This window comes from Ferdinandcohnia sp. FSL W7-1320, from assembly GCF_038050315.1.
GTDB lineage: Bacteria > Bacillota > Bacilli > Bacillales > Bacillaceae_L > Ferdinandcohnia > Ferdinandcohnia aciditolerans.
Window position 1 is genome coordinate 1,991,367 of record NZ_JBBPAM010000001.1, and the last position, 23,783, is coordinate 2,015,149.

28 protein-coding genes are annotated in these 23,783 nt (G+C 36.7%); 23 read left to right on the forward strand and 5 right to left on the reverse strand.

What is annotated here, in order from left to right; all coding sequences use genetic code 11:
• Positions 1 to 2 precede the first annotated feature (2 nt).
• From NST91_RS10010 to NST91_RS10020, 3 genes are all read left to right on the forward strand, one after another.
• Positions 3 to 605, forward strand: coding sequence for a CPBP family intramembrane glutamic endopeptidase (locus tag NST91_RS10010; protein ID WP_341331013.1), 603 nt, complete (start codon positions 3 to 5; stop codon positions 603 to 605).
• Positions 602 to 1,270, forward strand: coding sequence for a LysM peptidoglycan-binding domain-containing protein (locus NST91_RS10015; protein ID WP_341331014.1), 669 nt, complete (start codon positions 602 to 604; stop codon positions 1,268 to 1,270). Before NST91_RS10010 ends, NST91_RS10015 begins: the two co-directional genes overlap by 4 nt.
• Before the next feature lie 102 nt (positions 1,271 to 1,372).
• Positions 1,373 to 1,837, forward strand: a complete 465-nt coding sequence (locus NST91_RS10020; protein WP_341331015.1) for a YpbF family protein — start codon at positions 1,373 to 1,375, stop codon at positions 1,835 to 1,837.
• A 29-nt stretch (positions 1,838 to 1,866) separates the two neighbouring features.
• Here NST91_RS10020 and NST91_RS10025 read toward each other — a convergent pair whose 3' ends face one another.
• From NST91_RS10025 to NST91_RS10035, 3 genes are read right to left on the reverse strand one after another with little or no spacing between them, the layout of a single operon-like run.
• On the reverse strand, positions 1,867 to 2,436 hold the full coding sequence (locus tag NST91_RS10025; protein WP_341331016.1) for a manganese catalase family protein: 570 nt from the start codon (positions 2,434 to 2,436) through the stop codon (positions 1,867 to 1,869).
• 38 nt (positions 2,437 to 2,474) lie between these two features.
• Positions 2,475 to 2,744, reverse strand: coding sequence for a spore coat protein CotJB (locus tag NST91_RS10030; RefSeq protein ID WP_341331017.1), 270 nt, complete (start codon positions 2,742 to 2,744; stop codon positions 2,475 to 2,477).
• A complete protein-coding gene (locus NST91_RS10035) occupies positions 2,741 to 2,971 on the reverse strand; it encodes a spore coat associated protein CotJA (protein WP_341331018.1) in 231 nt (76 codons plus the stop codon). The genes NST91_RS10030 and NST91_RS10035 overlap by 4 nt, the downstream gene beginning before the upstream one ends.
• Before the next feature lie 158 nt (positions 2,972 to 3,129).
• Here NST91_RS10035 and NST91_RS10040 point away from each other — a divergent pair, with 158 nt between their 5' ends.
• From NST91_RS10040 to NST91_RS10060, 5 genes are all read left to right on the forward strand, one after another.
• On the forward strand, positions 3,130 to 3,522 hold the full coding sequence (locus tag NST91_RS10040) for a hypothetical protein (RefSeq protein ID WP_341331019.1): 393 nt from the start codon (positions 3,130 to 3,132) through the stop codon (positions 3,520 to 3,522).
• Positions 3,523 to 3,566: 44 nt separating this feature from the next.
• Positions 3,567 to 4,343: a metallophosphoesterase gene (locus NST91_RS10045; protein WP_341333524.1), complete on the forward strand. Its 777-nt coding sequence runs from the start codon at positions 3,567 to 3,569 to the stop codon at positions 4,341 to 4,343.
• Between the two features lie 109 nt (positions 4,344 to 4,452).
• Positions 4,453 to 5,043, forward strand: a complete 591-nt coding sequence (locus NST91_RS10050) for a genetic competence negative regulator (RefSeq protein WP_341331020.1) — start codon at positions 4,453 to 4,455, stop codon at positions 5,041 to 5,043.
• A 244-nt stretch (positions 5,044 to 5,287) separates the two neighbouring features.
• A complete protein-coding gene (locus tag NST91_RS10055; protein ID WP_341331021.1) occupies positions 5,288 to 6,571 on the forward strand; it encodes a Glu/Leu/Phe/Val family dehydrogenase in 1,284 nt (427 codons plus the stop codon).
• A gap of 133 nt (positions 6,572 to 6,704) precedes the next feature.
• On the forward strand, positions 6,705 to 7,670 hold the full coding sequence (locus NST91_RS10060) for a YpdA family putative bacillithiol disulfide reductase (RefSeq protein WP_341331022.1): 966 nt from the start codon (positions 6,705 to 6,707) through the stop codon (positions 7,668 to 7,670).
• An 855-nt stretch (positions 7,671 to 8,525) separates the two neighbouring features.
• Here the strand turns inward: NST91_RS10060 and NST91_RS10065 are convergent.
• On the reverse strand, positions 8,526 to 9,497 hold the full coding sequence (locus tag NST91_RS10065) for an asparaginase (RefSeq protein ID WP_341331023.1): 972 nt from the start codon (positions 9,495 to 9,497) through the stop codon (positions 8,526 to 8,528).
• Positions 9,498 to 9,633: 136 nt separating this feature from the next.
• Here NST91_RS10065 and prsW point away from each other — a divergent pair, with 136 nt between their 5' ends.
• From prsW to NST91_RS10110, 9 genes are all read left to right on the forward strand, one after another.
• Positions 9,634 to 10,269 carry a glutamic-type intramembrane protease PrsW gene (gene prsW, locus NST91_RS10070; RefSeq protein ID WP_341331024.1) on the forward strand — a complete coding sequence of 212 codons (636 nt, stop codon included), beginning with the start codon at positions 9,634 to 9,636 and terminating at the stop codon, positions 10,267 to 10,269.
• 302 nt (positions 10,270 to 10,571) lie between these two features.
• On the forward strand, positions 10,572 to 11,606 hold the full coding sequence (gene sleB, locus NST91_RS10075; RefSeq protein ID WP_341333525.1) for a spore cortex-lytic enzyme: 1,035 nt from the start codon (positions 10,572 to 10,574) through the stop codon (positions 11,604 to 11,606).
• Between the two features lie 17 nt (positions 11,607 to 11,623).
• A complete protein-coding gene (gene ypeB / locus NST91_RS10080) occupies positions 11,624 to 12,979 on the forward strand; it encodes a germination protein YpeB (RefSeq protein WP_341331025.1) in 1,356 nt (451 codons plus the stop codon).
• A 218-nt stretch (positions 12,980 to 13,197) separates the two neighbouring features.
• The gene (locus NST91_RS10085; protein ID WP_341331026.1) at positions 13,198 to 13,875 is read left to right on the forward strand and encodes a flagellar brake protein; all 678 of its coding nucleotides are present in this window, start codon (positions 13,198 to 13,200) and stop codon (positions 13,873 to 13,875) included.
• Between the two features lie 72 nt (positions 13,876 to 13,947).
• Positions 13,948 to 14,130 carry a YpfB family protein gene (locus tag NST91_RS10090; RefSeq protein WP_099362699.1) on the forward strand — a complete coding sequence of 61 codons (183 nt, stop codon included), beginning with the start codon at positions 13,948 to 13,950 and terminating at the stop codon, positions 14,128 to 14,130.
• 148 nt (positions 14,131 to 14,278) lie between these two features.
• On the forward strand, positions 14,279 to 14,950 hold the full coding sequence (cmk, locus tag NST91_RS10095; RefSeq protein WP_341331027.1) for a (d)CMP kinase: 672 nt from the start codon (positions 14,279 to 14,281) through the stop codon (positions 14,948 to 14,950).
• A 5-nt stretch (positions 14,951 to 14,955) separates the two neighbouring features.
• Positions 14,956 to 15,537, forward strand: coding sequence for a lysophospholipid acyltransferase family protein (locus tag NST91_RS10100; protein ID WP_341331028.1), 582 nt, complete (start codon positions 14,956 to 14,958; stop codon positions 15,535 to 15,537).
• Positions 15,538 to 15,785: 248 nt separating this feature from the next.
• Positions 15,786 to 16,922: a 30S ribosomal protein S1 gene (gene rpsA, locus NST91_RS10105; protein ID WP_341331029.1), complete on the forward strand. Its 1,137-nt coding sequence runs from the start codon at positions 15,786 to 15,788 to the stop codon at positions 16,920 to 16,922.
• 165 nt (positions 16,923 to 17,087) lie between these two features.
• Positions 17,088 to 18,308 (forward strand): ISL3 family transposase, encoded by a 1,221-nt coding sequence (locus NST91_RS10110; RefSeq protein WP_341330391.1) that lies wholly within the window; start codon positions 17,088 to 17,090, stop codon positions 18,306 to 18,308.
• Positions 18,309 to 18,425: 117 nt separating this feature from the next.
• Here the strand turns inward: NST91_RS10110 and NST91_RS10115 are convergent, their stop codons facing one another.
• Positions 18,426 to 18,569, reverse strand: a complete 144-nt coding sequence (locus NST91_RS10115; RefSeq protein ID WP_341331030.1) for a YpzI family protein — start codon at positions 18,567 to 18,569, stop codon at positions 18,426 to 18,428.
• Between the two features lie 171 nt (positions 18,570 to 18,740).
• On the opposite strand from NST91_RS10115, the gene NST91_RS10120 reads away from it, so the two are divergent.
• The 6 genes from NST91_RS10120 to NST91_RS10145 all read left to right on the forward strand — a co-directional run bounded on the left by NST91_RS10120 (position 18,741) and on the right by NST91_RS10145 (position 23,759).
• Positions 18,741 to 19,340, forward strand: a complete 600-nt coding sequence (locus NST91_RS10120) for a YphA family membrane protein (RefSeq protein ID WP_341331031.1) — start codon at positions 18,741 to 18,743, stop codon at positions 19,338 to 19,340.
• 1 nt (position 19,341) lies between these two features.
• A complete protein-coding gene (locus NST91_RS10125) occupies positions 19,342 to 20,238 on the forward strand; it encodes a YIEGIA family protein (RefSeq protein ID WP_341331032.1) in 897 nt (298 codons plus the stop codon).
• Complete coding sequence (locus tag NST91_RS10130; RefSeq protein WP_099362708.1) at positions 20,235 to 20,426, forward strand: capping complex subunit for YIEGIA; 192 nt, start codon at positions 20,235 to 20,237, stop codon at positions 20,424 to 20,426. The genes NST91_RS10125 and NST91_RS10130 overlap by 4 nt, the downstream gene beginning before the upstream one ends.
• A gap of 150 nt (positions 20,427 to 20,576) precedes the next feature.
• Positions 20,577 to 21,887, forward strand: coding sequence for a ribosome biogenesis GTPase Der (gene der, locus NST91_RS10135; RefSeq protein WP_341331033.1), 1,311 nt, complete (start codon positions 20,577 to 20,579; stop codon positions 21,885 to 21,887).
• Positions 21,888 to 21,902: 15 nt separating this feature from the next.
• Positions 21,903 to 22,937 (forward strand): NAD(P)H-dependent glycerol-3-phosphate dehydrogenase, encoded by a 1,035-nt coding sequence (locus tag NST91_RS10140; protein ID WP_341331034.1) that lies wholly within the window; start codon positions 21,903 to 21,905, stop codon positions 22,935 to 22,937.
• A gap of 621 nt (positions 22,938 to 23,558) precedes the next feature.
• On the forward strand, positions 23,559 to 23,759 hold the full coding sequence (locus NST91_RS10145) for a DUF2768 domain-containing protein (protein ID WP_099351703.1): 201 nt from the start codon (positions 23,559 to 23,561) through the stop codon (positions 23,757 to 23,759).
• The last annotated feature ends 24 nt before the right edge of the window (positions 23,760 to 23,783 follow it).

The following is a 23,783-nucleotide window of genomic DNA, read 5'->3' on the forward strand; positions in this document are numbered from 1 at the left end:
TTATGAGTAGGCGCCAAGCTGATATTATCAAAAACTTACCAGATAAAGAAATAGTTTTTCACCTTTATCTAACACAAGCAATTCTTTTAATTTTGTCTCTAGTGCTTGGGTTTTTCCTATTTGATCATTGGTCATCATTTATGGAACTTTGGAATTGGAAGGATTGGAATATTCTCCTTGTTGGTTCTGGATTTGCAGTATCTGTTGTAATTATAGATTTTTTGCTTGTAAAATGGCTTCCGGAGGCAATGTACGATGATGGCGGTATTAATGAGAGAATCTTTCAAACAAGAAGTATTCCACATATTTTTATTTTATGCCTATTGATTTCCTTTGCGGAAGAGATTTTATTTAGAGGTGTCATTCAAACCCATTTTGGACTGGTTATAGCTAGTATGATATTTGCTTTATTACATGTCCGTTATTTACATAAGTGGGTTCTATTGACATCTGTAGTTCTTTTAAGCTTTCTATTAGGATATATCTATGAGGTCTATGCAAATCTTTGGATTACCGTTTATGCTCATTTTTGGATTGATTTTATTTTAGCAGTAAAGCTTAGAAAAGATTATTTGCGTGATCAAAAAGAGGGGGTATCGTCATGAAGCATCCTGAAGGAGAAGAAACGTCAGTTAATAAACGAAGAAGAACTTCGACTTTACCATCTCGAAGTGAAATTCATAATAAAAAGAAAAAGAAAACAAAATTTAAGATTAAATATCCGATTATTCGTTTATTAGCTCTATTATTTATTTTACTTCCTATTGCAATTCTCAGCTATAAATTTAATACGAATCCTGAAAAACTGGAGGCAAGTCCGCTAAAAAAGAGTGCAAATTTTGAAAGTATCAGCTATGAAGATAAAGAAGATGCCTTTCGTAATCCTGAAAATGATGAGGAAGAAACACCAACTGAAGAAATAGAGACAGAACAAGAACCAGCTGAACAAGAACAAAAAACGGTTGAACCAAACGAAGCAAAACAATCAGAAGTCAACAACCAAGAGGAAACTAAAGAAGAAGCGGTTCAAAAGGTTGAAGCAAATAAATCAAATACAGACGAGGTAAAGCAACCGGTTCAAGAACAGCCTAAGGACCGTTATAATGTGAAATATCATACGGTAAAAGCCGATGAAACATTATTCCGGATATCGATGAAATATTATAATAGTCGCTCTGGTGAAGAGTTAATAAAAAGATGGAATAATTTAAATGGTGAAACCGTTATTGAAGGTCAAGTCTTAGAAATTCCAATTAAAATAAACGAATGAATAACGCGAGGTTTTCGCGTTATTTTTTTTGTGCAGACATATCCAGATGTACAAGCACATATTTTATAATAGGTCATTCTAGAAGTATATGGTTTGGGGGGATTGAAAATAGAAGAAAAAATTAAGGAATTAAATGAATATACGGATGATGTAACAAAGCAAATGCTTCAACATTCGGTTGAGAAAAAGAGAAAATTTGAAAAATTAAAGGCAAGAGCCTATTATATGAAGCTTATTGCACTTTTTTTATCGTCGGTTTTTTTAGTATATGTGTATAAAACCATAGTCCTTCCTTATAGCCATTCAACCGAATTGATGATTAGTATATTTCTCGACGGTTCCATATATTTTATGTTTGTATTTATCATCGGTGGACTTTATGGTGGAATTCGCTATGTTGATAAAAAGAAAGATGAAGCTGAAGATAAATATCATGCAATTCGATGTGAAATTGTTGATAAGAGTAAGGACTTGTGGAAAGAACCGGTACAATGGCGTGAGCGCCAGAGGGTTTTTGAAATGATGAAAAAAGAATATGATGTGAATTTATATCATGAAAGTAAATAGCTGAATTTAGCATTCAGCTATTTACTCATTTAGAAAAATTTCTTTTTGTCTCTTTCATCTTTAAGAATTTCAACCGCTTCTCTAAATCGTTGAGCATGTATGATTTCACGTTCTCGAAGGAATCGAAGACTATCATTTAAATCCGGATCATCACTCATATTAATAATCCATTGATAGGTGGCTCTTGCTTTTTCTTCAGCTGCAATATCTTCATATAAATCAGCAATTGGGTCTCCTTTTGCTTGGATATATGATGCTGTAAATGGTACGCCTGCAGCATTATTGTAAAATAGTGCGGAATCATGGTTCACGTAGTGTGGTGCAAGACCAGCTGCTTTTAACTGATCTGGGGTTGCGTCTTTTGTAAGTTTATACACCATTGTCGCAATCATTTCTAAATGAGCAAATTCTTCAGTTCCAATATCATTCAACAATCCAATCACTTTACCTGGTATGGTGTAACGTTGATTTAAATAACGTAATGCAGCGGCTAGCTCACCGTCAGCACCGCCATATTGTTCAATCAATAATTTAGCTAAAGCTGGGTTACACGTACTTACTTTGACAGGATACTGTAGCTTTTTTTCATATATCCACATACGTTAATCCTCCCCTTGTTAAACAAAAGATTATTTTGTTAAACCTGCCATGGCCAAGGTTCGTCGTCCCAGTTCCAGGGATATTTGGAATAGCTATAACGTCCAAACTGAGTTAATGGCCCAAACCTTTCTTCATAAACCTTTGCAATCTTTCTTCGTTGCTGAGAAACAGTATTAAATTGTTGGATCGCTTCAAAATCATTTGGATGGGTATCTAGATACAAGGTGAGTTCTACTAAGACAAAATCCAATGCCTGTAAATCCTCTAATAACGCATAATACTCTGGGGGCATCTGTTTAGGATTCATTTACTCTCAGCCTCCCTTTTCGGTTCATATGGCCCAAAATACGGATCGTAAAAGGCTTTCCAAAGCGTACCCGCAAATAATGCTTCCCTGGGTGAGAATTGTGGTAGGTTTGCTGGTTGAAATGGTATATATAGATTTGGAGGGGTAACGTAGGTTTTACATATGATTGGTTTGCAAGGGTCAAAAGGGCTTATATAGGGGTAATAGACCTTCCTAGTAGTAAACATGAAACAACCTCCTTGATGTCGATATACAAAACGATATCAGTTTACTTTATGGCTGGAGAAATAAAAAAATGACTAGGAAATTATTTTAAACATGGAATAGGAAAATTTGTATCTATTCCATGCTCTCTTCATAATCTTAATATGAAGGAGATGGGGGTATGTATAAATTTTTATATGAAGTGATTGGATTTTTTTGCGGGTTTATGATCATCTTTTTAACATCAGGAACTTCCATCATTGAAATACCACAATTGTTGACAAGTTTTATCATAAACCCGTTCCTGTTTGTCATCTTAATGATTTGTTTTTTTATTGGGTTTTTAGCTCATTCAGTGTTAATTAAGGGTGTCATTGAAAACTTTTACCACATGGTTAAAGGTAATCGTTTTTCATTTATGCAATTAATCTACCCTGTAACTTTAGTAGGAGGCTATTTCATTTTATTTATATTTGGGCCTTGGCAAACCTTTTTATTGATAGCCTTTTCCATTATTTATGGTATCATTACTGTAGATTTACCTTTATACAGACAAAGTTCAAACTCCGAATGAATTAAAGTAAAAAGCTGTTAGATAGGTAGGGCAAAATCGTGACCATACTATTTTTTTACGGTATACTTTTAATTGGAATAATACTCCTTTTCTATATGTGGCGTGAAGCAAGAAAGGACCGTGTTATAACGAATACACTTACATTTACGAACTTTCCAAAAAGCTTTGGAAAGATTACCATATTCTTCATTTCAGATATTCACAGAAGAGAGGTTTCAGAAAATATAATCAATGAGGTAAAAGGGAAAGCAGACATTGTTATAATTGGAGGAGATTTAACTGAAAAGGGAGTACCGTTTGAAAGAGTGGAGAAAAACCTTCAATTAATAAAAATGGTTGGGCCGACTTACTTTGTATGGGGAAATAACGACTATGAAGTTGATTACCATGAACTCGATTCTCTTCTTTTAAGTATGGGAATTAAAATTCTTGATAACACAGCTATGTTTTTTGAAACGGGTGAGGGAGAAAAGCTCGCTCTTTTAGGAATAGATGATTTGAGGGAAGGCAGAAGTCGTTTGGACCTTGCTCTTCTAGACGCAGGGGATGACGTGGATTTTAAAATTTTGGTTAGCCATAATCCGGAAATTAAAAGTGAACTTCAACCTGAACAAGGGATAAGTCTTCTATTATCTGGACACACCCATGGTGGACAAATCCGGTTTTGGAAATTTGGACTTTATCCTAAAGGCGGGGTAGAACACAAAAATGAAACGACCATTTTCGTAAGTAATGGATATGGAACATCCGGTGTTCCACTCAGGCTCGGTGCACCACCTGAAACACATTTACTTATCCTACAATCATCACAAAGTGAATAGACGTTGCAAAAAAAGTCCTAACAACGCTAATTCCTAGAACATAATTTATATTCTTTCATAAAATAAAGAAACGGTTGCTGTAGGTGTGATGGTGAGGGAGGGTTTTTTAATGCGTCTCGAACGCTTAACTTATAATAAAATCAAGATTTTTCTAACATTCGATGATCTGGTTGATCGTGGCCTCACTAAAGATGATCTTTTGTCGGATTCGCTTAAGGTCCACCAATTATTCCGAGATATGATCGAAGAAGCAAGTATCGAATTAGGCTTTGAAGCCGATGGTCCTATTGCTGTAGAAGTGTATTCTTTACAAGCTCAAGGTATGGTGATCATCGTTACTAATTCAGTAGGTGACCTTGAAGACGAAGAATTTATGGATGAAGATTATATTGAAATGCAGGTTACGCTTGATGAAAGTAAAGACATATTTTATGAGTTTCACTCATTTGAAGATGTAATCCAACTTTCAACCAGATTAAAAAGTTTATCAATAGATGGTGGAAGATTATATTCATTTAAAGGCTATTTTTATTTACTGCTTGAAGATAATTTGACACTCCAAACTGAGAACGTCATTGCTATTTTAGCTGAGTTTGGCAATCCTGCAACTATTACAAAATATCGGGTACATGAATATGGGAAAATACTTTTTAAAGAAAATGCAATGAAAGAAATTTACAAGTATTTTATAAAAAAATAGGGAAGACCTCTAACCTAGATTAGGGGTTTTTCTTTTATGGTTAGCTATAAAATCTCAAATTGTAAACTCATTTACAATTTTGAAAGAAAAATGAAGATTCTTCATTTTTCATCTTGCATAAACATATGGAAGGTGTATACTAGTGACTGGAAAGGTGGACAATAAGAGAAATTTGATTCGCCATGTTCACCGCGCTTTTTGAACATCCTCTAATGGAATTGGAAAAATCTTGGGAGGTTTACAAATGGTAGCCGAAAACAAAAAGGACATTTCAGGGCAGAATAATGAAGAAAAGATGGATGTCCTCAAATCTACACAAACAGTTATACATAAGGCATTAGAAAAATTAGGGTACCCTGAGGAAGTTTATGAACTATTAAAAGAGCCGATTCGGATGATGACCGTAAAAATTCCTGTAAGAATGGATGATGGATCTGTTAAGATTTTCACAGGCTATCGTGCACAGCATAACGATGCAGTAGGCCCTACAAAAGGTGGGATTCGATTTCATCCTAATGTTACAGAAAAGGAAGTTAAAGCGCTTTCGATTTGGATGAGTTTGAAATGTGGTATCGTTGACTTACCATATGGTGGAGGAAAAGGTGGAATCATTTGTGATCCTAGAGATATGTCATTCCGCGAGCTTGAACGATTAAGTCGTGGATATGTTCGTGCAATCAGTCAAATCGTAGGTCCTACAAAGGATATTCCAGCGCCGGATGTATTTACCAATTCACAAATCATGGCCTGGATGATGGACGAGTATAGTCGCATAGACGAATTTAACTCACCAGGATTTATTACAGGTAAACCGCTTGTGTTAGGTGGATCACATGGTCGTGAGTCTGCAACTGCAAAAGGAGTTACAATTTGTATTCGTGAAGCGGCGAAAAAGCGTGGCATTGATTTGGAAGGTGCCCGCGTTGTTGTACAAGGTTTCGGAAATGCAGGAAGCTTTTTATCAAAATTTATGCATGATGCCGGTGCTAAGGTAATTGGTATTTCAGATGCATATGGTGGTTTATATGATCCAAATGGTTTAGATATTGATTATCTATTAGACCGTCGAGACAGTTTCGGAACTGTTACAAAGTTATTTAATGATACAATCACCAACAAGGAATTGTTGGAGCTTGATTGTGATATTCTTGTTCCGGCTGCAATCGAAAACCAGATTACTGAAGAGAATGCCCATAATATAAAGGCGAGCATAGTAGTAGAAGCTGCAAACGGACCTACTACACTTGAAGCAACACAAATTTTAACTGAAAGAGGAATTCTGCTAGTACCTGATGTTTTAGCAAGTGCTGGTGGTGTTACCGTCTCTTATTTTGAATGGGTTCAAAATAACCAAGGCTATTACTGGTCAGAAGAAGAAGTGGAAGAAAAACTTGAAAAAGTAATGGTCAAATCCTTTGAAAACATTTATACAACTGCTCAGAATAGACGTGTTGACATGAGACTTGCAGCCTACATGGTAGGGGTAAGAAAAATGGCGGAAGCTTCTCGCTTCAGAGGCTGGATTTAACAACTATTTTGAGACGGGCTTAAAAGACTGCACAGGAAATGCACAGAATTTGATTCATTTTATTTGCAAAGACAAGGAAAAACTCCTATCATTCTGGTAGGAGATTTTTTTTTGATTAGTAGGAGTGACAAACATGCAATTGGAAGAAGTCGTCATAGTTGGTGGGGGTCCTTGTGGACTGGCAGCAGCAATTGCCTTGCAAAATATTGGAATCGATCCATTAGTGATTGAAAAGGGGAATATTGTAAATGCAATATACCATTATCCAACACATCAAACTTTTTTTAGTTCAAGTGAGAAATTAGAAATTGGAGATGTACCATTTATTATTGAAGGTCGAAAGCCAAAAAGAAACCAGGCCTTGGCCTATTATCGTGAAGTAGCGAAACGAAAGAAAATAAGAGTCAATGCGTTTGAAAAAGTGGCAGAAGTCCAGAAGCAAGAAAATGGAGAGTTCCTAATCACTAGTTCAAAGGGTAAATATCAAACAAAATACGTCATTATAGCGACTGGATATTATGACAATCCAAACTATATGAATGTTCCAGGTGAGGATCTACCTAAGGTGTTTCATTATTTTAAAGAACCGCACCCATATTTTGATAAGGATGTCGTTGTTATCGGTGGAAAAAACTCGAGCGTGGACGCAGCATTAGAACTTGCAAATGCGGATGCAAGAGTAACAGTCTTATATCGTGGTTCCGAATATTCTCCAAGCATTAAACCTTGGATCTTACCAGAATTTGAAGCCTTAGTACGAAATGGAATTATTACCATGGAGTTTAATTCAAATGTCGTTGAAATTACCCCAGATGCCGTTATTTATGAGGTTGGGAATGAGAAAAAAACAGTTAAGAATGATTATGTATTTGCAATGACTGGTTACCATCCGGATCACAGTTTTCTGCAAAAAATGAACGTTGAAATTGATAGAGAAACTGGCAGACCTTTGTTTAACCCAGATTCGATGGAAACAAATGTGGAGGGAATTTTCATTTCCGGTGTCATTGCAGCAGGTAATAATGCCAATGAAATATTCATCGAAAATGGACGTTTCCATGGAGACTTAATTGCAAAAACAATAGTGGAAAGAAAATAGGGGCGACAAGGTTACGAATTAGGACAAAACAATAAAATACAATACATTTTTAGCGTGAATTCATATACGAGTTCACGCTTTTAAATTATCTTTGGGTGAAGTTCGTAATTTTGGTGTGGGGATGCAGGTAATACTGTGAGCATGTGTGCAAAAAAGGTATGATGTTATCTGGTTCTGTTTTAAAAAAATGTGCCACTTAAAATGCTTGAAAATTGCCTCAAATATACTTTAACACGCTGTTGGAGATCCAACAGCGTGTTGTTGAATACCGAAACCTACTATATAAAGGAATTTACTGAACTTCAGACACCCCCGTGGTGAATTAGCAAGCAAAAGTCTGAAGATGCTTAAACTTCGGACAACCTTGCGCTGATTTACCCAACGCAAGTCTGAAGCTGCCTAAACTTCGGCCACACCTGTGGTGAATAAGCCAGCGCAAGTCTGAAGATGCTTAAACTTCGGACAACCTTGCGCTGATTTACCCAACGTTTGTCTGAAGAAGCCTAAACTTCGGACACAATCGCGTTAATTTAGCCACCGCAAGTCTGAAGCTACCTAAACTTCGGACACTCCCGCGCTGATTTACCCACCGCAAGTCTGAAGCTACCTGAACTTCGGACACAATTTCGCTGAATAAGCCACCGTTAGTCTGAAGAAACCTAAACTTCGGACACAATCGCGTTAATTTGGCCACCGCAAGTCTGAAGATGCTTAAACTTCGGACACCCCTGCGTTGAATTAGCCAACTCAAGTCTGAAGATGCGTAAACTTCGGACACCCCTGTTGAATTAGCCACCGCAAGTCTGAAGATAGCTGGACTTCGGATACACCAGCGACCATACTGGCGCCCTTTTCTTATTTGTAAAACATTTCTTGGAGTTCATCATGATCATTTGTGATTTCTAAAGTGACTAGAAGCTTGAGTCTTGCCTTTTGGCCATTTAAACCATTTGAGAAAATTACACCAAAATCTTTTAATTGGCGTCCGCCGCCTTCATAGTTGTATACCTCCTGTACATACCCATTAAAACAGCGGGAAACTAAGACAATAGGGATTCCGCTATCCATAAGCTTCTTTAACTCTGGTACCATTGTTGGAGGAAGATTACCTTGTCCGAGAGCTTCTATAACTAAGCCATCTGGATGTAACGAGCGAATGGCTTGAATGATTGACCCGTCCATCCCCGTGTATGCTTTTAGTAAGATAACATTTTTTGTGATATTTTCTATATCATATGTTTCTCGAACAGTTGGTACATGGTGAAATGTTATCTCTCGTTTACTCACAATTCCTAATGGACCATACTGTGGGCTTTGGAATGTAGCAATATTACTTGTATGAGTTTTTGTTACGTTCTTTGCTGAATGTATTTCATCATTTAGGACAACTAGAACTCCTTTCCCAACTGCACTATCGGAAGCTGCTACCCGTACGGCTGAGATCAAATTGTAAGGACCATCTGCTCCAATTTCATTGCTTGATCTCATGGCTCCGGTAACAACAATTGGTATATCGGATTGAACGGTCAAATCAAGGAAATAAGCCGTTTCCTCTAGTGTGTCAGTTCCATGTGTAATAACCACACCCTCAATCCTATCTTCCTTGATACTTTTTTCAATTTTTTCTTTTAGTTTCAACATAATCTTTTCAGTAATATGTGGAGAAGGCAATTGAAATAAATCCTCTACCTTAACATCAGCAATGGATGACAATGCATCAGTCTGAAGTAGCAATGGGTTTTGTTGATTTTGCTGTACAGCACCGGTGTTTTTGTCCTCCGTCATTGCGATTGTTCCGCCTGTGTGTATAATCAGTATTTTTTTCAATGTTACTCCCTCAATTCTATATAGGAAAATTATCCATAAACAGGATAGTTCATATTTTCATTTACCAATTTACATGTTACGATAAAAGTATCTGTTACTCAAACATTAATTGATTATTAGGGAGAAGAGGAATTATATGGTGGCGGTCATAACCGCAGGACTAGCACCTGGACTTGCGTTATTAAGTTATTTTTATTTAAAAGATAAGTATGAAGCAGAACCCATTTTAATGGTTTTTCGAATCTTCATTTTTGGCGCTTTATTGGTATTTCCTATCATGTTTATCCAATATGTCTTAGGGGTTGAAGAGGTATTTAATCACAGCTTTTCACAGGCGTTCTTAAAAGTAGCTTTATTAGAAGAGTTTTTTAAATGGTTTATCCTTTTTTATACCGTTTACCAGCATATTGAATTTGATGAACAATATGACGGAATAGTCTATGGTGCGGCGCTGTCGTTAGGATTTGCAACTTTAGAAAATATTCTTTACCTATTAGCGAATGGGGTTCATTTAGCTGTAGGTCGAGCCCTTTTACCAGTATCAAGTCACGCTCTGTTTGGTGTGATTATGGGGTTTTATCTTGGAAAAGCTAAATTTACTCCTAGTGAAAAAAGAAAATGGATTTTGATATCCTTCTTATTTCCATTTCTCTTACATGGGATATACGATTACATACTTTTATCATTAAAAAAATGGATTTATATGATGATCCCATTTATGTTGTTTTTATGGTGGTTCGGATTACGAAAAGTAAAAATAGCAAAACCATAAATTTATAAAAAGTCAGCCCTTTTGCTGAATAAATTTATAGCCTCTGGCGGATGCCACGATTTTTCAATGGAAGTTGCTCGAACTTGCTCGAAAAGATCTGGCGCAAATATGCCAAGGCGTATTTGGTTATAGACAACCTGTCGCTTAGACAGGTTTTTTTATGTTCATTTTTAATCAAATATAAAATCTGAATAAAATACCAATCTCTACAGAAAATACTTGTAAGTATATATAGAAAATGGTTAGGGAGGTAATTGATCATGAGCTTCAAAAGATATTTGATGTTCCCCATCGTCCTTATCATGTTTGTCAGTGTGTTCATTGGTGGGACTAACTATAATGTTCATGCTTTTTCAGAACAGATTATTCAACGAGGTGCAACAGGTGACGATGTAATTGAATTGCAATCAAGACTTCAGTATAACGGTTATTACCACGGAACGATTGATGGAGTATATGGATGGAGTACGTATTGGGCAGTTCGTAACTTCCAAAAGGCTTTCGGGCTAGAAGAGGTGGATGGGCTCGTTGGTGACAAAACGAAAGCCATGATAAACCGCTTTACAAAATATAATAAGCAATTTGTATATGATAATTTGCGTAAAGGGAATCAGTTTACTCACTATGGAGGCGTTCCATGGAGCATCCAATCCGCCCCATCTGAAGCGAGTATCCAAAAAGCAAAAACAGCGGCAGAAACAAGGCGTACTGATATAGAAAAACAATTTATAGTGGAGCAAAAGAACCCACAGGCGGGCCAGGGCAAAGCACCGCAACCAAAGGCAAAAGCGCCAGCACAACAGCAGCCTCAAGCTCAGCCGAAACAACCACAAAGTAAGCAGGGACAAGCTGGACAGCCTCAACAGCCTAAAGCTCAACCGAAACAACCGGCGAAACAACCAGCAAAACAACAAGCAAAGGTGCAACAACAGGAAGAGGTTCAATCCCAAGGACCTACAGCAGTAAATATGCCGGGTGGATTTTCGCAAAATGATATTCAGCTCCTTGCGAATGCTGTTTATGGAGAAGCTCGTGGAGAGCCCTATGTTGGACAAGTAGCAATTGCAGCAGTAATTTTAAATCGTCTGGATAGCCCGACCTTTCCTGATACAGTATCTGGTGTTATTTTTGAACCACTTGCGTTTACAGCGGTAGCGGATGGACAAATTTGGTTGACGCCGAATGAACAGGCAAAAAAAGCAGTAATTGATGCGATAAATGGTTGGGATCCTACAGGTGGTGCGACCTATTACTTTAATCCAGCTACAGCGACAAGTAAGTGGATTTGGGGTAGACCACAAATTAAGAGAATTGGAAAGCACATATTCTGTAATTAGAATGGAAGGTGAGACAATTGCTAAGAGGAATATTAATTACAGTACTTACTATAGGGGTTATTGGAACAGGCTATTGGGGCTATAAAGAGCACCAAGAGAAAAATGCCATTCTAATACAAGCAGAAAATAACTACCAACGAGCGTTTCATAATTTAACCTATCATATAGACCTTTTACATGACAAAATTGGAACAACACTTGCAATGAATTCTCAAAGTTCATTATCTCCAACACTTGCAGATGTGTGGAGACTTACGTCCGAGGCACATTCAGATGTAGGACAGTTACCATTGTCTCTTATGCCTTTTAATAAAACGGAAGAGTTTCTAAGTAATATCGGGGATTTTAGTTACCGTACAGCAGTACGTGACCTATCAAAAGAGCCTTTGTCTGATAAGGAATACAATACGCTTCAACAGCTCTATAAAAATTCAGAGGATATCCAAAAGGAACTAAGGACTGTTCAACATCTAGTAATGGAGAATAACCTTCGCTGGATGGACGTTGAATTAGCGCTAGCTTCAGGTGACAAACAGGCTGATAACACCATCATTGATGGTCTTAAAACTGTTGAAAAAAATGTAGCTGCTTATTCTGAGAGTGAGTTTGGTGTCACGCTTACAACTACGAAGAAAGATGGTAATAAATTTCCTAATTTAGAAGGCCCAGAAATAAATGAACAACAAGCAAAAGAACTCGCAAAAAAGTTCCTTGGGTTAAAAGGGAACATTGAAATGAAAGTTACCGAAAATGGTGAGGGGTCACAAAACGGGTTTTATAGTCTAGAAATTAATGATCCAAAATCAAAAGTAAATACGTTCATGGATATTACGAAAAAGGGTGGAACTCCAATTTGGGTCATTCGTAACCGTGAAGTTGCAAAAAGTGCAATCAGTCTTAATGATGCATATAACCGGGCTCAGAAATTTTTAAAAGACAATAAATTTGAAAACTTAGAGCTATTTGAAAGTGCTCAATATGATAACATAGGTGTATTTAATTTCGTATCATCTATTAATGGAGTCAGAGTATATTCAGATTCCATTAAAATGAAAGTAGCACTTGATGATGGAAACATTATCGGTTTTACAGCAAGAGATTATTTAATGGCTGGCAAGATAAAAACAGCTGGTAAACCCAAAATTTCAAAAGAAGAAGCAAAGAAACATATTAACCCGAATCTTGAAATCATGGAAGATCGTCTAGCGATCATAACAAATGATCTAGACCAAGATGTCCTTTGCTATGAGTTCTTAGGAACAATAAATAATGATACGTACCGAATCTTTATTAATGCTGAAAATGGATTTGAGGAAAAGGTAGAAAAGCTTAAGAATGCTGAGCCAGTCTATAAAGGGATAAACAAATCATAGTGTTCAAAAAAGGAAAGCAAATTTGCTTTCCTTTTTTTACTGGCTAGCACAAGCACCTAGCACCTCGAGGTCATAAGCCAATCCGTCAAACAAGGATAAAAGGCATCCCTTCTCGCCGGCTTTTCATATGCTTGTCGGGGTAGAACAAGGTACTTGTACTTTTCAGTTTATTCGTGGTTTAATTAATATACAGAATGTTTTAGAAAGAGTGAACGTCCGTGTTGAAAATTGGGGATATGATAAACCTTGAACCAACCACAAATCCAAATGGTGAAAAATATAGATGCAGGGTTGTTGAAACAAAAGAACAAAAGATCTATATTGACTATCCTGTTAATACGAAAACAGGGAAAACAGTTTATTTAATAAATGGAACAATGTTAAAGGCTTTTGTAGCCGCAGACAGTACTTCGGCTTATTTTTTTGATACTTCAGTGCTTGGCAGAGTTAAACAAAATATCCCTATGATTGTTCTTTCCTTCCCAGGTGACGATCATATGTTTAAGATTCAAAGACGAGAATATGTACGTATAGAAACACCGGTAGATGTCGCAATCCACAGCATGAACGGGGAGTTTCCGCCATTTGTTACAATTACACATGATATTAGTGCTGGTGGTGCCTCGATCATTCTACCTTCTTCGAAAAGCCTTAATCCTGGAGTAGATATAATCACATATTTTGTCTTCCCGACTCTTTCTGACGAATATCAATATATATCCTTTAAGAGTAAAGTAATCCGTATTGTTGAGGGGAAAAATGGAGAAAGAACAAAAGCATCAATAACATTTGTGGACGTTACAGAGTCTGCTCGACAACTGTTAATTAAGTTTTGTTTTCAAAGACAATTATTGTTAAAGAAAAAAGGCATACATTCTAGCGAATTAAAAGAATAGCAGCTTTTATAGAATAAAAAAAGAATTACATTAGCATACTAGTAGTAAAACTTGGTTTAGGGCTGGTATGGAATGAAAAATTTTGAACGTATTTTAATCAAGCTTGCTATTATTCAATTTATCTTTCTGCTTGTTGCACAGGCTATTATTTTATATAGCCCGTTGACTCCGTATATCACGAGAATGATTGAATATGAAGGTGTCGACAAATCAGACACGACTAAAACCATTGAAACATTATTAAATAACAATTAAAATATAAATGCAGGGATTCCCTGCATTTTTTCGTAAGTAGGAATACTGTTCTAATGAATAAATATAATAAGCCTTAGAGAAAAAGCTTATTTGTTTATCGAGGTAAAGACCTTTTTAGAGCGTTACAAACAGGAGGCATACTTAGTTTATGGACAAGAAGATTTCAATAGCAATAGACGGACCAGCGGCTGCTGGAAAAAGTACTGTTGCAAAAATTATTGCAAAAGAATTATCTTACATATATGTTGATACAGGTGCAATGTACCGTGCATTAACCTATAAAGCATTGCAATTATCCTTAGATCTAGAAAATGAAGAACAGGTTCTTGATGCTCTTCAAAACGCAAATATAGAATTAAGACCTAGCGAAAATGGTCAGCTTGTTTTTATTGATAACAATGATGTAACCGAAAAAATTCGTGATCATGATGTAACAAATTCAGTTTCAATTGTATCTAAGCATCGTAAGGTTAGGGAAGATATGGTAAGACGTCAACAAAGCTTTGCAAAGTCCGGTGGAGTAGTGATGGATGGAAGGGACATTGGGACTCATGTACTACCAAATGCAGAAGTGAAAATATTCCTTCTTGCTTCTGTTGATGAAAGAGCAGAACGTCGACACCAAGAAAACCTTTCAAAAGGATATCAGTCGGATTTAGAGCAATTAAAGTTGGAAATTGCCCAAAGGGACAAATTAGATTCAGAACGAGAGGTTGCTCCACTACGTAAGGCAGAAGATGCAATCGAAATTGATACTACATCGTTAGGCATCGAAGAGGTTGTTGTGAAGATTATGGATATTGTGAAGGAAAGGATTTGATTGGTATGAATCTTTACCCCTTTGCAAGAGGATTAGTTGGAGCAATCATCAAACCTCTTTACCGTATTGAAGTCATAGGTAAGGAGAATATACCAAAGGAAGGTGGAGTCTTGATTTGTTCGAATCATATCGACAATTTAGACCCACCTGTAGTTGGAGTAACATCTCCAAGACATATACATTTTATGGCAAAAGAGGAACTGTTTAACGTACCTGTATTAGGTGCGATTTTACCAAAAATAAATGCATTCCCTGTAAAGCGTGGAATGAGTGATCGTGAAGCATTAAGAACAGCATTAAAAGTGCTAAAAGAAGGCAATGTGTTAGGTATCTTCCCTGAAGGAACAAGGAGTAGGGATGGAAAGCTTGGAAAAGGTTTAACGGGAGTCGGCTTTTTTGCACTACGAACAGATTGTGTAGTTGTTCCGTGTGCAATTTTGGGACCTTATAAACTGTTTGGGAAATTAAGAGTGGTATACGGTGAGCCAGTTGAGATGGAAAAGTTTAGAATTGAAAAAGCATCACCTGAAGAAGTAACTAATAAAATTATGGATTCTATAAGAGAATTACAGGAAAAATATCAATAGATTAAGAGTTTATACTTGACAAATATCTCTATTTATTAGAAGTTAATTAAAAGAATATTTTTAACTTTATTAAGTAGAGGTATACCTCTACTTAATAAAGTTAGCCTCCGGCGGATGCCACGATTTTTCAAGGGAAATTTTTCGAGCTTGCTCGAAAAAAATCGGGCGCAAATACGCCAAGGCGCATTTGATAATATTATTTATACATACATTGTTTTTCGTGTTTGACTTTTAAGGAGGTAATTGGAATGGCAGAGGACATGAACCAAGTTGAGTACAAAGAGTTACAAGTCGGTGATGTTATCACTGGCAAGATTACAAAGGTTGAAGAGAAACAAGTTTTTGTGTCAGTTGAGAACAGTAAGTTAGATGGAATTATCCCAATCAGTGAGCTATCTAGCCTACATGTTGAAAAAGCTAGTGATGTTGTTTCAGAAGGAGAAGAATTAGAGCTTTCAGTTACAAAAGTAGAGGAAGAAGCTTTAATTTTATCCAAAAAAGCTGTACTTGCTTCTAAAGCGTGGGATGATTTAGAGCAAAAGTATAATTCAGGTGAAGTATTCGAAGCGATTGTAAAAGATGTTGTAAAAGGTGGACTTGTTGTTGACCTAGGTGTAAGAGGATTTATTCCAGCATCTTTAGTTGAAAATTATTATGTTGAGGATTTCTCTGATTACAAGGACAAATCATTAACTGTTAAAGTTGTTGAGCTTGACCGTGAGAAAAATAGAGTAATTTTATCACATCGTGCTGTAGTTGAAGAAGAGCAAAAAAACAAAAAACAACAGGTTTTAGACTCTTTACAAGTTGGGGCTGTTCTTGAAGGTACTGTTCAACGATTGACTGATTTCGGCGCATTTGTTGATATCGGTGGTATTGATGGACTTGTACACATTTCTCAGCTTTCGCATGAGCATGTATCAAAGCCTTCCGATGTTGTTTCAGAGGGTCAAGTAATCAAGGTTAAGGTATTATCTGTTGATCGTGATAACGAAAGAATTTCGTTATCGTTGAAGGAAACATTACCTGGACCATGGGAGAGCATCACTGAAAAATTATCGATCGGTGACGTAGTTGAAGGAACAGTAAGAAGACTTGTATCCTTTGGTGCGTTTGTTGAAGTGTTGCCTGGAGTTGAAGGGCTAGTTCATATTTCACAAATTTCTTCTAAGCATATCGGTACTCCTCATGAAGTATTAAAAGAAGGCCAAGAAGTAAAAGTGAAGATTCTTGAACTAAATCAATCTGAGAAACGTATTTCATTAAGCATGAAAGAATTAGAAGAAAACGTTGAAGAAGACTACAGCAAATACCAACAACAAGAAGAAACAACTGGTTTTCAACTTGGAGAAGTAATTGGTGACCAATTAAATAAATTAAAGTAATCTTTATCGAAAAAAGCTCTCACCCATATGGGTGAGAGCTTTTTATTTTGGCTCTATAATATTTGTTGGGGTTTAAACAAAATTTTGTGTGCATAAAAAAACACGCAAACTCCTCATTCTTTTATACTTGAATTGTCGAGAAACAAGTCTAAAGAATGGAGTTGCGTGTATATGGATTTTACCATGATTATTCCTGGATTAAAAGGGTCTATCCTAACCAATGTTGAAGAAGTGGGCGAAGTTATCCGCCTGTACGTTGAAATGGAGCGAAAAGTACATCGGTGCCCTAAATGTAATCAAAGGACGAGTAAAATTCATGACTATCGTATGCAAAAAATTCAACACTTAAAGTGGTTTGAAAGAAAAACCCAAATCTTTTATAAGCGTAGACGATATGTCTGTGAATGTGGGAAACGTTTTTCAGAGAAAAATCCTTTTGTCATGCGTTATCAACGTACCTCAATAGAATGGAATCAAGCTATATCAATTAAAGCGATTAAAGGAAAAACATTTAAGGAAACAGCTGAAATCTACGGGTGTTCATCTTCAACCATTATACGTCGATTCGATCAAATTTCACGAAGTGAAATTCGTCCAGTGGAAGAATTACCTACAGTTATAGCTATTGATGAATACAAGGGTGATACCCGCGAAGGGAAATACCAGTTAATCATTGCGAATGGGATAACAAAAGAACCGATTGATATTCTACCAAATCGTTATAAACGTACGATAAAAGACTACTTAAGAAAGCACGGATCTAGAGTGCAAATAGTCATAATGGATATGAATCATTCCTTTAAAGCAGCCGTTCAAGAGGCATTGGGTAAACCTGTTATTGTAGCTGATAGATTTCATTTTTGTCGTTACATCTATTGGGGGCTTGATGGAGTAAGACGTCGAGTACAAAACCAATTTCATGGCTACGACCGTAAAAAGTGTAAACGTATGAAACATGTCTTTCATAAAGACTGCCAACGCTTAACTAAGGATGAGAAATGGCATTTAAATCGTTACTTGGAGATGTCGAATGAACTCAAACAAGCATATGAAATTAAAGAGGCATATCGTACTTGGTTTTTACGTGCCAAAGAAAACGGAAAAAACAGTATCAGTTTGGTTAAAAAGGAATTGGAAGAACTATATAAGTTAATTGAGGATTCAAAGATACCTGAAATGATTAAAGCAATAAAGACCATACAAAATTGGCAAGTTGAAGTATTAAATAGCTTTGCCTATGAATATTCAAATGGGTTTTTAGAGGGAATTAATAATTCAACCAAAGTTCTAAAGAGAAATGCTTATGGATTTAGAGTTTTTGAACGCTTTAGGGCGAAGATTTTATTAACACACAAGTATAAAAGAATTGGGGTACATATTGGTTAACCGAGTTGGTGTGATTCTCCTCTATAAAAAATGATGAATGGTACCATCCATCATTTTTTATAGAGGCCACCAAGCGTAGCGCGGTAGCCTAAAACCCCAACATTTGATTTAGAACCTTTATTTTGGATTCATACGGTTCATTTCCCTAGCTTCATCAGGAGTATCCAATCTCGTTGCTCCGGGATAATCAAGAGATTGATCACGGTCAGATTCCGTTAATCGCGCCTCTTTATGCTTTCTTTCCTGTCTATCTTTTCCCACTTCATTTCCACCTCTTTCTTCCTACATAACTATCCTTTTTTGGGGAATTGTATATAGGGGTAATGGCTATTACTGATTCCATTTTATTGTTTCATAAAAGGAATTTTGGTATTCGTATAAGGTTAAAATTCATAATTTCTAGCCATAATGGAAATAATGGGAGGTGGAGATATGGATGGTGTCTTATTTTATTGGATTACTTGGATGGCATGGGTGAGTAGTACTTTTTTGATGAAGAAAAACAATGAAAGGCTTTACCTATCAATTTTGTTTCTAGTAACTATCATATTATCACCATACTACGTTGAAGTAGGTGATATTAAAATAAATAACAGTATCATTCCAATTTTGTTTTTTTGCATAAAGGAAATCTCAAAACGACCGAAAAGACAAGTATTTTATATGCTGATTTGTATACTTACCATTTCATTAGCATATTGTAGTTTCTTAATGTTCGAATTATATGATCCTGTTTGGCTTTTTTTTAATCGTAATTTGATGCTTGGTGCTGCATTAATATACGTAACATTAATGTTATTAAAGGATTTCCGTTTACGACTGGTTGGGCTTTTAGTTGGTGCCATTCAGGGGGATATTCTTTATGGAATTATAATAAATAATGTCAATTTTTCTTATGAAATTGGTTCATTTGTCTTTTTAGATGTTATTGCAATTAGTTTTTGTTTTATTTTTGTTTGGTCATCCTTAGAACATCTTCTTCATCATGTGGATGTTCTGGTCCAAAAAAACACAAAGGAGAAACACGGCTAGCATGAATGAATATACATACCCAATTTTATTTGGGGTCATTTTTGGAGTTGCTGTACGCCTTTACATGCTGCGTACAGATTATCGTCAGTATCCAACTTATTTACATGGTAAAATCATTCATATTGCTTTAGGATTTATTGCTGCAGGATTAGGAACCGTTGCAGTACCTTCAATTATGGAAGAGGATTTTACCGCAATCACCTTTTTAACGATTGCGGCTTCGCAATTTCGGGATGTGCGAAATATGGAGCGAAACACGCTTACTGAACTTGATTCGTATGAACTTGTTCCAAGAGGAAAGACATATATTGAAGGAATCGCGGTGGCCTTTGAAAGTCGAAATTACTTAGTTATTTTTACTTCCTTTTTATCTACTTTTGTCTATTTAGCAATTAATATGTGGGCTGGAATACTTGTGGGTATCATTTGTCTGTTAATTTGCAAAAAGCTAATGGCTGGTAGTAGACTTAAAGATATTGTTGATATCGAGTTTGTTAAGCCGTATTTTAAGGATGCAGGCTTGTATGTTGATAATATATACATTATGAATATTGGACTTCCTGCGAGACAGGAAGAAATATTAGAATATGGGATGGGGTTTATTTTAAAGCCTAAAACGTTTAATGCAAGAGCTACCATTGCAAATTTAGGGCAAAGACAAGCCATTTTACATGATGTATCTACCGCTTTGGGGATATTCAGAGATTCGGGGACCCCTGCTCTCACCCCTTTGGCAAAGCGAGATTTGAATGATGGACGTGTAGGAGTTTTTGTTTTGCCACAGGAAAAAGATGTTGAGAAAGCAATTGAAATAATAGGTCGTGTACCAACATTAGAAAATGCAATCCGAATGCCAACAGAGAGGAACGCAAACGAAAAGGGGCGTCCACTTAAATGAATATCGAAAAATTTGTTTTAGCAGCGATTAAGATGGATACATCTAAGGTTAACGTTTCAGGGGGAACACCTGTATTTTCATGTCCTACAAAAGAGGAAATGGAGACAGTAGCTGCAAATTTGGAAGCAATCTTAGATGGAATTGCTCACGAAATCAGTGAGAATTTGTACATAATCGTAAAACACTAAACAATTGATTGTTGTTACCATTTATTTTTGATAGAATGTAAAAGCATGACCCTTCTAACGTAGAAGGGTTTATTTTATACATAACGTTGATATTAATCATATTTTATGTGATATATGTAGTAATAGATAGTTGAGAAGGGAAGAACGCATGTGGCAAAACCAGTAGTAGCTATTGTTGGTCGTCCTAACGTTGGGAAATCAACAATTTTTAATCGTATAGTAGGAGAAAGAGTTTCAATCGTAGAAGATGTACCTGGAGTGACAAGGGATCGAATCTATAGTTCAGGTGAGTGGTTGAATCAAGATTTTAGTATTATTGATACCGGTGGTATTGATATTGGTGATGAACCTTTTCTTGCTCAAATTAGACATCAAGCTGAAATCGCTATCGATGAAGCAGATGTAATTATTTTTATGACAAGCGGTCGCGAAGGCGTGACAAGTGCGGACGAAGAGGTTGCTAAAATATTATATCGCTCCAAAACGCCAGTTGTTTTAGCTGTTAATAAAGTGGACAATCCCGAAATGAGAGCAGATATTTATGACTTTTATGCATTGGGATTTGGTGAACCTGTACCAATCTCAGGCTCCCACGGAATTGGCCTTGGAGATTTACTAGATGAAGTTGTAAGGCATTTTCCAAAGGGTGCAGATGAAGAATATGATGAAGACGTCATTAAGTTCTCTCTAATTGGTCGACCTAATGTAGGGAAGTCATCTCTTGTTAATTCTTTGTTAGGCGAGGAAAGAGTAATTGTAAGTGACATAGCGGGAACCACTAGGGACGCTATAGATACAAAATACACTGTTGATGGTAAGGAATATGTCATCATCGATACAGCTGGTATGAGGAAAAAAGGAAAAGTCTATGAAAGCACTGAGAAGTACAGTGTATTAAGAGCGCTGAAAGCAATTGAACGCTCTGACGTCGTCCTTGTCGTCTTAAATGCTGAGGAAGGTATTATTGAACAAGATAAAAAAATAGCCGGTTATGCTCATGAAGCGGGTAGAGCAGTGGTGATTGTTGTTAATAAATGGGATGCCATCGAAAAAGATGATAAAACCATGAAGGAATTTGAACAAAAAGTACGTGATCATTTCCTATTTCTTGATTACGCACCGATTGTATTTTTATCTGCAAAAACAAAAAGAAGAGTCCATACGTTGTTACCGATGATTGATATGGCCAGTGATAATCATACAATGCGTGTCCAAACGAATGTGTTAAATGATGTCATCATGGATGCTGTTGCAATGAATCCGACACCAACGGACAAGGGAAAACGATTAAAAATCTATTATGTCGCACAGGTTGCTGTTAAGCCACCGACTTTTGTTGTATTTGTAAATGAACCTGAATTGATGCATTTTTCTTATGAACGTTTCTTAGAGAATCGAATCAGAGATGCTTTTGGCTTTGAAGGTACGCCAATTAAAATAATCGCGAGAGCTCGAAAATAGAAAGGGGAGGAAGTAATGGAGAAAATAACGGTTGTTGGAGCTGGCAGTTGGGGTACTGCACTAGCACTCGTTCTTGCAGACAATGCTCATGAAGTGAGGCTTTGGTCACATCGTAAGGAACAAGCGGATGAAATCAATTCGAAACATACAAATTCAAAATACGTGCCCTCAATTGAGCTTCCAGAAACCATTATTGGGTATTCGGATTTAGACAAATCCTTAGAGGACGTCAAAACAGTTGTACTTGCAGTTCCGACGAAAGCAATTCGTGAAGTACTTCAGAAAATAACTCAGTTCATTTCAATCCCTTTAACGATTATTCATGTTAGTAAAGGGATTGAACCGGATACATTAAAGCGGATTTCTGAATTGATTGAGGATGAAATGCCTTCAAACTTACTGAAAGATGTTGTTGTACTTTCTGGGCCAAGTCATGCCGAGGAAGTGGTACTTCGCCATCCAACAACTGTTACAGTGTCATCCAAAAATATGGAAAGTGCTGAATATGTGCAAGACTTATTTATTAATCAGCATTTCCGTGTCTACACTAACCCTGATATTGTGGGTGTAGAAATTGGTGGGGCGTTAAAAAATATTATTGCATTGGCTGCAGGTATTACGGACGGACTTGGTTATGGTGATAATGCCAAAGCTGCGTTAATTACACGCGGTTTAGCCGAAATTTCACGTTTGGGCAGCAAAATGGGGGCAAATCCCCTAACATTCGCTGGATTAACTGGGATTGGAGATTTAATCGTCACTTGTACAAGTGTACACTCACGGAACTGGCGTGCAGGAAATTTGCTTGGAAAAGGTCAAAGTCTTCAGGAAGTTCTAGATAATATGGGAATGGTGGTCGAAGGTGTTAGGACAACGAAAGCTGCCTACCAGTTAGCCAAAAAAATGGATGTTTCCATGCCGATTACATTTGCTTTATATGATGTTCTTTTCAATGATCAGTCACCTAAAGAGGCTGTAGATAAACTCATGTCCAGAGGAAGGACAAACGAAATGGCTGATCTTTTCAACTATTTAGAAGAAAAAGGTTAAATGTGGCAATATTTAGCACACCTACCGCTTTTAGCGTGCATAGTATGTCAAGGAGAATACCATATTAGCGGGATTTTCCAATAATTTCGCATAGCAAGGATTTTCTACTGAGTAAAACGTTTGCACTTTTCTTGCTAAAAATAGGCATTAGACGATACATTTCATGCCTTTTTCGCATAAAATGCAGCGTAGTATACTGTGTGGGTTGAGCGATTGGATAAAGGGAATATTTAGTTGTTCAAGTTTTGCTGAGGTAAAGACGCCCCTCTTTACTTCAGTTTTTTTGTTTTATTTCGAAAAAAGGTTTCATGTTCACAATTAACAACATTGTCTTAGTTTATAGATGCGTATTATGATATAATATTTGACGGAATGTTAAGAGGATGTTCAAAAAGTCCGGTGAAAATGACATTCGAATTTCTTTGTTGGCTTGCTGTTTAAGACCCTCACGTATTAAATTACATACGTTCCGGTGCTCAAAGCTTCGCCGCCTTGAACTTTCGACGCACAGGATGTGCTAGTGCCGGCGGCGCGCCATAGGACGTGGCGTTTTTAGCCGGCGAGGTCCTTTTCATCCTCCTTTTTGAATACACCTAGATGTTGGACAAGGGAGTGAAAAAGGTGACACCAGGATTACTAAAAATGTGGATATCATTTGCGGGTATTGCATTTATGTTTATCGCAGTAATATCCATTTATCTTAGCCGTTTTAAATTGAAGGGCTTCTTAAAAGGATTAGTAGCCACGATAGCATATATTTTTATGATTCTAGCAGGAATCATTATCTTCTTTGTCGTGTTCAGCGGACCTGTTAGTGAATAAAGATACAAACTTAAGGATGGTATT